Annotated in this window: 11 protein-coding genes and 3 pseudogenes; all 14 read right to left on the bottom strand. The window is 40.3% G+C overall.

The window, feature by feature from the left end; translation table 11 throughout:
- Nucleotides 1-6: 6 nt before the first annotated feature.
- The 14 genes and pseudogenes from DXA18_RS12815 to DXA18_RS12755 all read right to left on the bottom strand — a co-directional run bounded on the left by DXA18_RS12815 (nt 7) and on the right by DXA18_RS12755 (nt 14,223).
- A complete protein-coding gene (locus DXA18_RS12815) occupies nt 7-1,029 on the bottom strand; it encodes an ABC transporter substrate-binding protein (RefSeq protein ID WP_118384220.1) in 1,023 nt (340 codons plus the stop codon).
- A gap of 452 nt (nt 1,030-1,481) precedes the next feature.
- Nucleotides 1,482-2,288, bottom strand: coding sequence for an SDR family NAD(P)-dependent oxidoreductase (locus DXA18_RS12810; protein WP_158567141.1), 807 nt, complete (start codon nt 2,286-2,288; stop codon nt 1,482-1,484).
- The gene (locus DXA18_RS12805; protein ID WP_118384219.1) at nt 2,285-3,466 is read right to left on the bottom strand and encodes an oxidoreductase; all 1,182 of its coding nucleotides are present in this window, start codon (nt 3,464-3,466) and stop codon (nt 2,285-2,287) included. The genes DXA18_RS12810 and DXA18_RS12805 overlap by 4 nt, the downstream gene beginning before the upstream one ends.
- A gap of 23 nt (nt 3,467-3,489) precedes the next feature.
- Nucleotides 3,490-4,029 carry a hypothetical protein gene (locus DXA18_RS12800; protein WP_147345601.1) on the bottom strand — a complete coding sequence of 180 codons (540 nt, stop codon included), beginning with the start codon at nt 4,027-4,029 and terminating at the stop codon, nt 3,490-3,492.
- Nucleotides 4,030-4,064: 35 nt separating this feature from the next.
- Complete coding sequence (locus DXA18_RS17080; protein WP_330424583.1) at nt 4,065-5,327, bottom strand: hypothetical protein; 1,263 nt, start codon at nt 5,325-5,327, stop codon at nt 4,065-4,067.
- A gap of 21 nt (nt 5,328-5,348) precedes the next feature.
- A complete protein-coding gene (locus DXA18_RS12790) occupies nt 5,349-5,498 on the bottom strand; it encodes a DUF2716 domain-containing protein (protein WP_118384217.1) in 150 nt (49 codons plus the stop codon).
- A 168-nt stretch (nt 5,499-5,666) separates the two neighbouring features.
- Nucleotides 5,667-6,143: pseudogene (locus DXA18_RS12785) on the bottom strand (DUF932 domain-containing protein); the annotation flags it as partial.
- A 15-nt stretch (nt 6,144-6,158) separates the two neighbouring features.
- Nucleotides 6,159-6,620, bottom strand: coding sequence for a JAB domain-containing protein (locus DXA18_RS12780; protein ID WP_158567140.1), 462 nt, complete (start codon nt 6,618-6,620; stop codon nt 6,159-6,161).
- Nucleotides 6,621-6,801: 181 nt separating this feature from the next.
- A pseudogene (locus DXA18_RS17495) lies at nt 6,802-7,077 on the bottom strand (hydantoinase B/oxoprolinase family protein); the annotation flags it as partial.
- 45 nt (nt 7,078-7,122) lie between these two features.
- Nucleotides 7,123-7,347 (bottom strand): annotated as a pseudogene (locus DXA18_RS17490) (ParB N-terminal domain-containing protein); the annotation flags it as partial.
- Nucleotides 7,348-7,422: 75 nt separating this feature from the next.
- The gene (locus DXA18_RS12770; protein ID WP_199665583.1) at nt 7,423-7,680 is read right to left on the bottom strand and encodes a hypothetical protein; all 258 of its coding nucleotides are present in this window, start codon (nt 7,678-7,680) and stop codon (nt 7,423-7,425) included.
- A gap of 204 nt (nt 7,681-7,884) precedes the next feature.
- Nucleotides 7,885-11,013 carry an InlB B-repeat-containing protein gene (locus DXA18_RS12765; RefSeq protein WP_118384214.1) on the bottom strand — a complete coding sequence of 1,043 codons (3,129 nt, stop codon included), beginning with the start codon at nt 11,011-11,013 and terminating at the stop codon, nt 7,885-7,887.
- 601 nt (nt 11,014-11,614) lie between these two features.
- Nucleotides 11,615-13,579 (bottom strand): hypothetical protein, encoded by a 1,965-nt coding sequence (locus DXA18_RS12760; protein WP_118384213.1) that lies wholly within the window; start codon nt 13,577-13,579, stop codon nt 11,615-11,617.
- Complete coding sequence (locus DXA18_RS12755) at nt 13,576-14,223, bottom strand: hypothetical protein (protein WP_118384212.1); 648 nt, start codon at nt 14,221-14,223, stop codon at nt 13,576-13,578. Before DXA18_RS12755 ends, DXA18_RS12760 begins: the two co-directional genes overlap by 4 nt.
- Nucleotides 14,224-14,333: the final 110 nt, after the last annotated feature.

Raw genomic sequence — 14,333 nt, 5'->3', positions numbered from 1 at the left:
GTTAACTTATTCAGAAATGGTATCGAAGCTTTCTACTGCTGAATCTGCAAGGTCAGATGGAACTTCGATTCCAAGATTCTCTGCTACTTTTGTATTTACATAGAAACCTGGCTCAGAAATAATCTCATAAGGAATCTCTGATGCTTTTTTCTCGCCCTTCAGAATCTGTGCAGCGATCTTACCTGTCTGTTTGCCAAGTTGGATATAATCAATACCCTCTGCGGCCAGGCAACCGATCTTCACCTGTTCAATCTCACTTCCGAATACCGGAATACCTTTTTCATTCGCCTTTTCCAGAATAGTAGGAAGAGATGCTACTACGGTGTTATCTGTAAGATTGGTAATGCAGTCAACTTTGGTCAGCAGATCGTCTGTTGCAAGTGCGATCTCTGATGTCTGGCTGATTCCCTTTGTCTCCAATGTAAATCCATATTTATCTACTAATGATTCATATGTTGCAATGGCTGATACGGAGTTTGCTTCGCTGGTTGTATACAGGATACCGATTGTCTTAGCATCCGGCATCATTTCCCGGATCATTTTCAGCTGTTCCTCAACCGGGAGTGTATCAGAAGTTCCTGTTACATTACCTACCGGATTACCATCCTTGTCCGCAAGCTCTGCTGCAATCGGATCAGTAACTGCTGTATACACAACCGGAATATCTTTATCCATTGCTGCATTATATGCGCTCTGTGCACTCGGTGTTGCAATTGCACAGATCAAATCCATATTATCAGATACAAAAGAATCCGCGATCTGAGCATTGGTAGCAGTATCTGCCATTGCATTCTTAACTTCTACCTTCAGATTATCTCCTTCCTTGATGCCTTCCTCTTCCAGTCCTTCCAGGAAACCTTCCCGGCAGTTATCCAGTGATCCGTGCTCTGCAAACTGCTGAATACCAATCTTGTAGCTTGCTTCCTTGTTGTCTCCGTTTGAAGCTGAGGACTCCTTGCTGCCACATCCTGCTGCCATAGCCATCACCATTGCTGCTGTCATCATAATTGCGATTGTTTTCTTTTTCATAATACTGTTCTCCTTTTCTCTGCTATAAGTTTCATGTTAGGAGAGATAATCAGTGAACTTCGTCCAAATAATAAAGAAAACCGCCCCAAACAAAATGTTTGAGGCGGTAATAATTATCATCATTATCGCGGTACCACTCAACTTGACTAGCGTCCACTCTTCTCATGTACTAACATACATCCCTGATTGATAACGGGTTCGGTTCCCGACAGGCCATAATTTCTTTCGATTTCCGGCTGCCCTCGAAGTCCATTCAGCTATCCGTTCCGTATGGCAATCTCACCACCTGCCACTCTCTTTAACTTCACGCTGATAACTTACTCCTCTTTCTCAACGGTTTTACTATTTACAAGTGCTATTGTACGACAGTGTAACAGAGTATGTCAAGAAAATCTTTTGATTTTTTCAAATTTTACAGACAAATGTATCGATTCTCCCCTATTTTTCCAATATTACACCTTCGGAGGCTCCACAATGTCACCATACATATTTGCTGCCAGTCCATAACCGCCACACACTTCCATCAGATGTCCGGTGATCCAGGATGCTTCATCCGATGCCAGAAATACGATTGCATTCGCCTGATCCTGTGGTGTGCCAAGCCGTCTGATCAGTGTATGCTTCAGCCACGCTTCCTTAAATTCTTTCGGCATAGCTTTCTCGGTCGCTTTCGACACGGTAAATCCCGGCAGAACTGCATTGCACCGAATTCCCTGTCTTCCGTACTGAACCGCAATCTGCTGCGTCAGCATATTTACCGCCGCTTTTGCGACTCCATAGTAGGTACGAGACACATCCGGCTGAACTCCTGTGGATGACGATACATTAACGATCGAGCCTCCGCCTCCTGCGATCATCAGCGGAATTACCACTCTGGCACACTCTGCACTGACGCCCAGGATAGATTCCATCAATCCCATACAAGTCTCATGACTGGTCTCAGTCACCGTAAGATTATCCTTTGCCGCAGAGGCCCCACCAATCGCATTATTAATAAAAATATCGATTCTGCCGGCATCCCCATATGCTTCCTTGATAGAAGATTCAATAGTTTCCAGCTTATCACATTCAAAATAAAGGACTCCTCTTACCTTTCCCGGATATTTTTCTTCTGTCGCTTCCGCAAGTTTTTTCCCTCGTTTCAGATTACGAACTAACATATAGACATCTGCACCCTCTTCCAGCAGTTTGTACATCGTTGCTTTACCGATGCCGCTAGTACAACCTGTAACCAATGCTATTTTCCCTTCACATTTCATAATACTCTGTTCTCCTTTATTTTTCGTCCAACCTGAGGATTCAACACACACCTGCATGCCTCATTCTTCTGAAGCTGCACACGCGAACAGGTTCCGCATCCAATGCAATGCTTAATCTCATCTTCTCTTTCTTCTTCAATCAGTTTTACAAAATCCGGCTGTACCAGTAATTCTCTTCCCACAAAAATGAACTCGCACTGATGCGATTCAAGTGCATTCTCTGCTGCCCGCGGATGCTGTACCTGTCCGCCGCCGATCGTTTTTATCACAGGAGCCTTCCCCGTCATTTTACGAATCCCCTGCTTCAGAATCCGGCACAGACCTGCTGTCTGGCATTCTGTTTCTGAACCCTTCATGGTATTCTCTTTCTCACTGCTCCACACGCCTGCAAGAACTTCAAGCGCATCCACGCCCGCATCCTGCAGTCTTTTCGCATAATAAATGCCATCCTTCACGGTGATTCCGGCATCTTTTCCGCTTTCTGTAGCACTGAACTTCACCACGATTGGGAAATCATTCCCACAAAGTTCACGGATTCTCTGTATGATGTTCAGATGAAACCGAATTCGGTTCTCTCTGCTGCCACCATACTCATCCGTCCGCACATTTGCCACGGAAGACAAAAACTGCTGTCCAAGATAATATCCTGTGCTGTGAATTTCCACGCCATCAAATCCTGACTTTTTCGCCCGAAGTGCTGCCTGCGCATACTTTTCTTCAATGTTATGAATCTCTTCAACAGTAAGCTCTCTCGGTGTCTCATTCGACAACTCCATCATCGTAGAATACGGCATTGCCACTGCACTCGGTGCAACCGGCTGCATACCCGTTATCCTACGAAATGCTCCACGCCCGGCATGACTGATCTGCAGGAAACATTTTGCTCCCTCTGCATGAATTGCATCCGACACCCTCTGCATCCCCGGAATATATTTGTCATCATCAAGAATGAGCGGATTTCCTGTATTTTTCCCCAGTGGTGCATCAATACAAGTAACTTCCACAACGATAAGTCCGACACCGCCTCTGGCTCTGGCAACATAATGTTCAATCACTGCGTCATTGACAAAGCCATCGTCCGACTGATTCATCCCCATAGCACTCATGACGATTCTGTTTTTCAATTCTACTTTTCCAATGCTGCCTGGTGACAAGAGCATGGGGTATTTCTTATTCATGATTCTAGCACTCCTCTTGCAAATCATTCTATCCTTAATTCATAATCTTCCGGACTGTCAATATTTATCGTGCAAAATCGATATTGTCTTTTACCACAGAAAGCATTTTTTCCGATCATATATCCTTCTACAGTGCACTGAGAATGTCGTCTGCATATTTTCTTCAGTTCTGAATAAAGCATTTTTGACTCCGAATTTTCATACCATATTGTACTGATCTCTGTCGGAAATATAGCTTCTCCATGATAAATACCGCCCAAAGCTACTATTACGGAAACACTATTCAGCATCTGATCTATAAAAAAGATATTTTCATCTTGTAGCATATCATTTTTCCGTTTTTGCGGAATTACATGCTCAGGACATACAAGCCATTGATTACCCAGATGCTTTCCATGAATATTTACACCAAAAAACTCCTCTTTCGTTATATCCAGTACTTCCGTCAGTTTATTTGACCGACCGCATTTAAAATAATGAACCTTTATACTCTTTTGAAATTCCGAAAAGATCACCGACAAATCTTCCTTAGTTGCAAATATTCTGAAACTTCTTGACGCCACATCCACACCTCCTGCAAGCTCCAACTCATCACTCTCTACTTGTCCATATTCCGCTTAATCTCTTTCTTATGCATGTAATGTATTCCGATATGACCAATTCCAAGAATAATTGCTGAGCAAATCACAATTACATTTTCTGAATAAATTCCTAATAGCACTACCGCCATGACCGGAAGCGTCGCCCCTGCCAATGGAAATCCCACAAAAGAACTATAATAATCTTTCATCGTCTTGGAGCTCTTGAAATATTTCATCCAATAGCATTCATATAAAATCATCAAAGTTAATGCCATCATCCAAATTATAATTTTCCATTCAAAGTACAATCCGTCAACAAGTACCATTACTTTGGGATTAAGTGCCGGAAAAATCACAAGTGACGTACTTACTATGACCTGCCCAATACGTTCAAACATCAGCAATACTTTATTTTCTTTTTTTGCACTTTCAACGTATCCGATTGGTTTCCCCTTACGCGTCCACATGATATTGGGAACAAACAACATCAGCAGAAATACGACACCAGTAATACAAAATCCGAAATCATACGGCTCGTCCATTTGCTCAAAGGCAATTGTCTTTACTCTGACTGCACTCATTCTATCACCATATTTTTCCTTAAGCTTTACCACCATTACGTCAGAATTGTGAAAATCTGTATGATAGCTTCCATAGATTCCCATGATTTTGCCACCACCACATCGTTCATAAGCATTTATAAAATTGGATATCATATACGATTCTCTCCGAGTAGAATCATTGGATTCATAATATGTAATTCCCTGCTGTATATTTTCATTAGCTAACGAATACTTCTCAGAATCAGTAAGCCCGTTTTCTTCCAGATATCTAAGATATCTCACCCCGGTAGTATTGTACAGATGCCCCACATCGGTTCCATAGAATATCGTCTCCGGACAATATTCTTTTATCTCATGAAAAAACTCATAAAAATATTCATTATCTCCTGCCGAGCCTTTAATCTCTTCAAAAAACTTATCAATTAGTTCATCCGAGTCTTCTTTCATCCACTCATTCAAAAACTCAGCGCTAAAATATGGCAATTCTATAAACAGATTGCGACATCCTTCATCATAGAATTTCTTCCACTCTTGAAATTCAATGTCATAAAATTCTTTATAACCGTGCATCTCTCCATAAAGATTTATCGTAGTATTCTCATTAGGAAGTACATCCCTGGAGCGATCGAATTGATTTAGAAGCCACGCCACCATAACCACTATCAATACCGTTCCAAAAGCTAATATTGTTTTAATCCGTGCTTTTTTATCCCTCACATCAAACTCCTTTTATTAATCTTAAATTCCTAAGCTAACTTTTTCTTTCTCAAACATTTCTATCAGCTTTTCTCCCATCACAACAATTTCATGTTTCCAAGGATGACCGAACAGCCCATATTTCCATTCCTTATCAACAAAGGAAATTTTCTGTATCATTCGAAATAACATTCAATACTCTTCCACTCCAATCCATTTGTTTTAAAAACAAACTTATTTCACAGTTCATATCTTACCAACAGTATAACACAAAAAAGGCAATAAATGACTCCTCTCCATCGTTAGATAGATAAGTGTATTTACTGCCTTTTTCATATTGGGAAAAATTTATTAATACTTTAATCCATTATTACAAACAACACGGATTGGTGTAATTGCTACCTTTACCGCTCCAGACCCATCATGACTGTTTGAAAATAACAGATATGGACTAATGTGCTCTCCGGCAATAATATACTCCTGTGGCATATGCGCTAACATCCATACTTTCTTACCACCCTGCAGTGATCCTGCTGTCTCATAGCGCACTCCATATCCAAGCAGATCATCCGTAAATGCAAATGCTTCTTCATTCTGTACGATACGATAACGGTCACCTACTACTCCTAACACCTGATTATCCGTATTGCGGACATTGGCTTTATAACCGTCCACCATATCTCCTGCACCTGTAATCAACGGTTCCTGTACTACCTTCCAGTCCAGACCAGCAAGCTTCAACGCTTCTCTGCTATTTGGTGCTTCCATTACCTGAGTTCCCAATCCGTGCCATGGTTCTTTCCTTAAATAAAACATAGTTTCCACTTCTGCAGACATAATAATTTTCCTCCCCTATTCATTTTCCTTATCTTTATTTTCTTTGAAACTAAAATAACTATCGTCTCCAACGATGATGTGATCCAATAACGGAATTCCTAATAATCTTCCAGCATCATTTATTTTTGCAGTAATCTTATAATCCTCTTCACTGGGACTTGGATTACCCGATGGATGATTATGTACCATCACAACTCCCGCTGCATTCGATATGATTGCATATTTGAACAAATCTCTCGGCTCAATCACAGCTTGATTTACCGTTCCGATCGCTACGACTTCTACAGCAACCGGCTTGGTTCTGGCATCCATAGCAATTGCCAGAATATACTCCCTGTCCTGATTTTTAAGGATTTGCCGTGATAACTCTACTACCTTGGCAGAATCATTTAGTTCTTTCTTCCCATACGGCAACTCCTTTTCTTTCACTGCGTACAGCCGAACCAACTGTACAAATTCTTTCGTTTCTGATTCCATAACAAGTACCTCCTTTTTTTGCACATTAAAATAGCCAGAACCCATTACAGGCTCTGGCTCAGTTATTCACTATAATAATATGCAATTGAAAAAAGCTACTTTTTCAGAAATCATTGTCTTGAAAATGTACAAATTAACAGCATTGGTATCTGTTGACATTTCTGATTTGATAATGGTTAGATTATTTTTCCGCTTTCTGCCGTTCTTCTGTCAATCCAAGTACCTTAAATGTCTCTGGATCAACTAAAACACCATAATCTTCTTTTGCCTGATCCACAGTAATATATTCATTCTTAACATCCATAGCTACCTTGTCAGCCGGGCGCTTAAACGGATCTCCGTAGCCACCACCAGTTGCTGTAACCATGCGAACGACATCATTGGTATTCATAACGCGTCGGGCAGCGATTCCCATTGGTTCACTTATAGTTCCATCTGCATCAATGAACTGGAAATAATTTACAGAACCATCTTTTCCACCTGCTGCTCCCCATACTGGCCATTTATTTCGACCACTTTTTCTTTTCAATACGTCATTCTTTAATTTGTAAGCAAAAGCTTTTTCACTGTAGCTGATCCGTTCTCTGTGAAGATTGGAATCTACCATGCTTAAAATGAAATCATCTTCACTTAATACCCGGATGATCACCGGTACTTTACGGTATCCAAGTTTCTCCGCAGCATGTTTTCTTCTGTGGCCGGATATGATCTCATAGTAGCCATCCGGATAGATCATCTGCCCCATACCAAGCTGCGGTGCATCATAGTCCAATGACATGACCGGTTCTGTTTCAGACTCTTCCTATACAAGTACCATTAACTGATATGGATTGTATATGTAGATAGTGTCTGTATTTTTGTCGTACAGAGTTGGTATTTCATTTTCCTCAATTTCTGTCCCGGTAATTGTTCCGGTAAAGGAATCTGGCACTGTCCAGATCTGTTTGGAGCTCATCTGAATGTCATTCACCAAACAGTACTGAACATCTGATCCGTATTTCAGTTCTGTACCTTCGCTCTTTACTACTTCTCCATCCTTATCGCCGGTATATACATACACCTATGATATTTTTTCTAAAATTTTCTTATCAGTTTCAGCATTATACATATTTATAACCATGAATATAATGTGCAATTAACGAAAATATTTATCCGTTTTTTTGTTCCAAGTGCATCACTTTTAGCAATTGAACAAAAAATCGCTGTATCCAAGGTTCCTGGACTACAGCGATTTTTAAATCTATTGCTAATTATCGTAATCTATTTATTTCGTACACTTTTCCCGATGCCGAGATTTTTTCACTACCACATTGACGATACCTGTCAAGCCTAGTAACGAACCGACCAAAAGGACAATCCAAAGGGTAAGATTATTTTGATCCCCTGTTTGAGGATTTGTGGATGTGGTTCCAGTCGGTTTATCACTTGGATTATTACCCGGTGTAGGTGCAGTTGGTTGACCGCCTGATGGATTGCTATTTTTATTATTCGTAAAGGAAGCGACCACTGTAGTATCCTTTACAATAATGCCGCTGGCATTTTCGGCGGTAGTTGTATATCCATTTTGGTTTGCTTCTGCTTCCGTTACTTCATAATGGACATCTGCCGGAAGTCCTGTGGCTGTCCTTTTCTCATTGTGCTTCAAAGTCAAGAGAGCCGTACCATCCGTAAAGCTCATATCTCCATAGGTTCCATTTATAGGTGTATCCATCTTCACAGTAAAATGAAATTCTTTTGAAGTGTCGCCTGCATTTCCGGTAACCGTTTTGCTTACTGTGAGGTTGCCACTACCTGCGAGAGGCTGCCACTGTGCATATACTGTCATGCTTTCAGTTACATCAGTCTCGGCGGTAAATATATCTCCGGTGCCATCTGCCTTCGTGTTCCAGCCTGTAAACTTGTATCCGCTGCGAGTAGGCTCAACAGTAGGAAGATCGAAATGGTTTACAACACCCTCTATTTTTTCCTGCAGCATAACACGTGGAGAGGCCTCTGTATCGCCCCCGTTTTTATCGAAGACCATACGAATTCCGCTGGCCACCTGCCACATATAATAGTCATCTGTGCCGTCAGCATCGGCCATACGTTTAAGAAACCAGCCGCTTTGCAGAGCATCCTCATTACCCAGCAGGAACACCTCCTGAGCAGGAGCGTCAGTATTTTTCTTTGAGAGAATATAGTTGTCTCCAAGCGCAGGTTTTTTCAATGTATTCCAGTCTGCCGGATCAACTGTGTTGACCGTAGTTGTACCGGTGGAAAGTCCCTTTATTTGTACCGGAATTGTACCGGTATCGTAATTTGCACCGGGCGCGATTGTCGGCAGCCGCAGTTCGCCGTTGGTGGCGGTGTAATCATTCTGCAAATAAGCCGATCCCATCAGCGCCATTACGCCATTGTTGGTTACCGCACCACTCAGGTTGCTTGTGCCGTGATTGATCAGGTGGCCGTTGGAGCCAATCTGCGTTGTGCCGTTGACAAAAATATCGTTGTAATCGTCGGTCTGGCTGTGCAGCTGCTCCCAGGTGCCATTGACAACCGTGTTTCCCCAGATCCAAACCTGTTTTTGATCCGTTGTTAAGGTGCTTCCTTCTTCTACCAGTAATCCGGCATTATTCGTCATGGTGTGAACTTTCACATTGGAATTGTCTGTAATATTAACCTGTGACATTCCTTTCACGAACGGAATAACAGTCTCACAAGCCTGAACATTGGCAACCGGAAATTCGGTCGAATAAGAACTTGCCTGTGTTCCGCGGATACCGGTGCGGATTTTCGGCTTTCCGGTGACATTGATGGAAGACCCGGCCGGTACAGTTGTCTGATCGGTAGCCATCACAAGGCCCACATCGCCGCCGTTTACCGTTACGGTCACAGGGCCGTTGGCGGTAGCTGGGATACCTCTTTCCCACAGGCCGAAAAGATAGCCTTCATCATATTCAGTATCATACTCGCTGTTTTTCAGCTCAACATCGGTTGCATTTACTGTAACAGAGCCCTGGACAACGGAATCACTTGCACCGAAAATATTCTGCACATGAGATCCGTGGGCATTGATCGTAATATTGCCGCCTACGTTACCGCGCAAGGCTCCGTAGATTTCCGGCAGATCATACGAGTCGGGCGTAGTTCCTTTGTCCCATGCCCATACATTTTCGTAGGTGTCGATCGTAATGTTGCCGCCTACCGTATAATTACCTACAGCACCGGGCATAGTTGCAAAGCTATGACCTGCGCCAATAATCGGCCAGTTGCTACCTAACCGCAGAACCCGATCGGTATTCTCATAAGCAGGATTACCTGCAATGATATGCAAATTACCGCGAATGATGGATTTATCGACCGGTTCCTCCGTACCGACAATGCCCGCTACACGGCCTGCACGAACATCCAGCGTGACATCTCCCTTCATTTCGCAGCCGTATGTGCCTTCAATTGCAGGAGCCGCGGTATCGATACTATTTTTGTTGTCATAAATCAGCGTAGCATTGCCGCCGACATAGACATCGGGCACATTCCTGCCGTTGCCACTGCTGCCATCGCCTTTCATACAGCCGGGGTTCAGATGGTTGCCACTCTGCATTTTAATATTACCTGTGATTTCCAGATAGGTGTCACCCTCAACCGATCCCTGATATGAGCCACCAATCACATCGTGCAGACCGCTGGCAGAGGATGGATTGATATAACCTGTTGCTGCAATAACAACATATGTACTGTTTACCGTAGTTTTGTAGCCGCCTCCGTAAAGTGTTTCGCTCAAATGAATCTGACCATTTTCTGTGAAGATCGTTCGATATCCATTACAGAACAGTCTGCTGCCGGTCACATTAACATTATCAAAGGTGCTGTCTCCGCTGAGAATACCATAAAAAGGAAATTTGAGTTTCTTCATTTCCCCGTCTTCGCTCTTTACGGTAATATGCTTGCCATTCACACCAAAGGATGTAGTAGAGCTTCCTCCGGAAGCACTTGGTGCATTTACATCTGCTTTTAGCACAATGGTTGCTTCAGTCTCAGTGCTTGCTTGGATTTTATTTAACGCATCTATGAGTTCACTGTCGCTGGATACTTCATAGTTTGTCTCCGCAATCGGTGCGATTGCATCTTCTTCTGATAACGCCTCTTCACTTACTTCGCTGACCGTTTCAGATGAGTCTTCTGTTTTTGCATGTTGTTCATCCTCAGTGTCGAAGGACGCGTCTGCTTCGCCGGGCTTGCCGCCGCTTTCAACGCCTTCTTCCTGAGAACTCAACTCTGTCGTATCGTCAGACACTTCACATATCGTTTCAGTAGATGGTTTATTCGTTTCTTCCGATTTCGCAAATGCGGTGGTCTGCATCATGGTTAAAACCATCATAGTAGCCATGATGCCTGCCATAATTCGTTTTTTCATTTTATCACCTGTTTCATAATGTTATCATACCCTGCAGATACAGCTGCCAGAGGTGTATTCTCATTTATTTCATAAATCGCTTCCAAAAGGGGATTGCTCCACCTGACCCTTAGGAGGCGAGTGCTCTATCCAGCTGAGCTATGACGACACATGCCGCAAGCCCTTGATTTTACTGAGTTTCTGAGATTTTTCCCAACGGCTATATTATGATTGTAACATTCCTATATCTGAAAATCAAGTGACGATGATCCTATTATTGCCTATTCGAAAGTCTCTACTTCCACCCACTCATTCTCCGTATCTCCATCCCAGATCATCATATGGATTTTGGATTCGATACCGTCTTTTGCATATACAAATGGCAGACTACTTTTCAACATCCATCGACTATTTGGTAGGATATACCGCCATTTCTCACAAGATAGAACCTGTAACCGATTCAATGCTAAACGAATCCGAATCTGCAGTGTTAGATAAATACCGGATGCTACCAGCACATAAAAAAGAAATCATAAATATTATTATCAATAGTTATCTAGAAGATTAATTAAGGGAATCAGCTTTTGTTCTGATTCCCTTGTTTTTAAATCATATTACAATATTACATCCTACTCATATCATCCAACAAATAGTCATCCTGTACGATTTCTGCCTGTCTACATGGATAATTTGAAAATAAAAAAACAGTACAATCAAACCTCAATAACCTTGCTCGTCCAATTGCCTGTTCCAATTCACTTTCCAAAAAATAAAATTGTAATTCCTGCATCAATTTATTTTCAAACGTCATCATCTGAAAGCTATAATATTCATTTCTTACTTTCCTAACACTCATATTAGCACTTACATCACACTCTGGTGCTTCTGTGTTGCCGGATAAATTCTTCTTTCCAATATTCGCATTTATACTTACATCATATCCCAAATATTTTCCGATTAATTCATATATAAATGGCACGTTATGTGGTGTACCTACCACGCATATATTTTTCCCTTTCAATTCATTATAGCCTTCCGTTTTTCCCAAATAGATACTTTTGGTCGGATCTAGCATTTTAAATGTAATAATATTATCATCGTCAAGCTTCGTAATATTGTAAATACTTCTTTTTACCAGATCTACTCCAACATTTTTTATAAAACTTCTGCTCATTGAATATGCTGTATATTGCTTAAGTGTACCTCGATATTGAATTAAAGGAACTTCTTTTAATTCTATATATCTATTTCTAAAATAATTCCTATAAATATTTTCATTTAACGTAGCTGAAATAATAGTCATAGGAACTTTTGGAAATGGTATGTTCGTGAAATAGTCTATGCGCTCTGCTTCTAAATTCACATGAAATGTACTGCTTTTCAAAAACTCCTGTATTGGTCCACTTATATCAGATTCATCAGAACACATTTGTTCCAAATCTGCCTGAAACATTTCATGCAAGCCTGTAACATCAACTGTTCCATTAGGCATTTGCATTATTGTTTGTATTCTTCCTTTATTACTGGCTGTTATATACTTGCTTTTTATAAATTTTCCTAATTCATCAAAGCTAACTGACCCCGTATTTTTAAATATTGTCATTAAAATATCTTCATCTACTACTATCTCATATCGTGACAAAATTGTTTCCGGTAATCGTAATAACATTGCATGAGTGGTTACAACCATCTTATCACCAATTAAATGCTTATTTGTATCCAAACATTCCTGCAGTTGCTCTTTCTGATAATCGTATAAATCTTTATTATTCAACAGATACTCTCGGATTAGAGTTTTAACCTTTGCCCCCAGACCTTTCTTATAAAGTCCATACACTTGCTCTGATAATTCGTCTAAACCAATCTCATCTAACATATTACTCACACTGATTGTCTTATATACTTCCAGATTTCTATCTATCAATTCATCATATACTTCATTCTGCAATTTTATAGTTGGTAGCGCAATCATTAACGGTTTACTATTAGGATCTTTTTGAGAAGCAAGCTGACAATATGCATAAGTCTTACCTAATGCAGTTTGTGCTTTTATCAGATTGATATCCTTACCGGCATCATTAATTGAGTCCGAAATATATCGTTGCAATAAATATTCTCCTTCACCAAGTGTAATATAATCTTTTTTATGCTCAATCACTGTTATTTTTCTTTCTATTTTCTCACACATATTTTTACATCTGCATTGATCTACATATGGACAATTCCCATTTTTACAACTCTGTGGTTTATAATTATTATATTTAATAGTTTTCCAAGCAGATTCCCATTTTCCTATATGCTCATGTATGCCATCAAAAAATAATTGTTTTCCACCTTTTATATATATAAAATTTGTAGCTAATAAAAACTTTAAATCATGGCTTAATTCTACTTCATAAAAATCTTTTACTAGAGGACAGCATTCAATAATATCTTTTACTGTTTTTCGTTCAATCAATCGTATCTTTTTTTTCGGCGTATACTCCTTAGGTGGTTGTGTGTATATATCTTCTTCCATATAATAAAAAAGTGAGTAATTTTGGTGCACGCCCAGTATATATATACGACTTGCACTTATTTTACTCACATCCACCCAGAGAGTATACGCAAAATTCCCTTATCAGTTTTTATTCCAAGATCTTTTCCTATTCTTCTCATGGTTCTTTGATAATTATGTCTGTCTTCTCTCATTTTATAAGCCTGTAATGAAACAGCTACATCTCTTACATTAATACTTGCATCTTCATTTACATACAGATTACCTTTTCCACCAAAAAATATTCTTGATGCATCTACACACGCTTTATCAGACTCTGGATATATATATCTAAGCATTTTTAATAATATATTTGCCCCTTTCCACTCTTTAAATATACAATCATTAATATATACTGCTCTAAATTTAGGATGTTCTTCTGTATAGCTAAATGTCTTATATACAAATGCTGGATACAATTCTAACTCCTCTGCACGTTCCATAAACTCTTCAAAGGTAATCCCTTCATCAAAATCTAATCCATATACCTGTTGTCCAGCAAAGTTTTCATTTTTGCGTGCTCCGTTCATTAATCCAGGCATAAATGTCTGTCCATTGTTTCCAACCATATCAATAAAATCTCTGATTTCACATTCTGTAATTTTATTTGTAATTGATTTATTAATCTCAATAATATCTCTTTGTTGTGGTTTTCTACTATACCGTTTCTGGTCTAAGTGAATTTTTATTTTCATTTGTATAAACCACCTTTCTGCGAAAGGCACCAATGCATCATGAAACTAGTGCATTGACCTTTCGCTATCTAATCTGTTTTCCTTCTGATATTATCTTTTTATAAGACTGA

Source organism: Dorea sp. AM58-8, assembly GCF_003464045.1.
GTDB classification, from domain to species: domain Bacteria; phylum Bacillota; class Clostridia; order Lachnospirales; family Lachnospiraceae; genus Claveliimonas; species Claveliimonas ammoniilytica.
The sequence above is the reverse complement of the archived record's forward strand: the minus strand, read 5'-3'. Positions and strand labels throughout refer to the sequence as shown.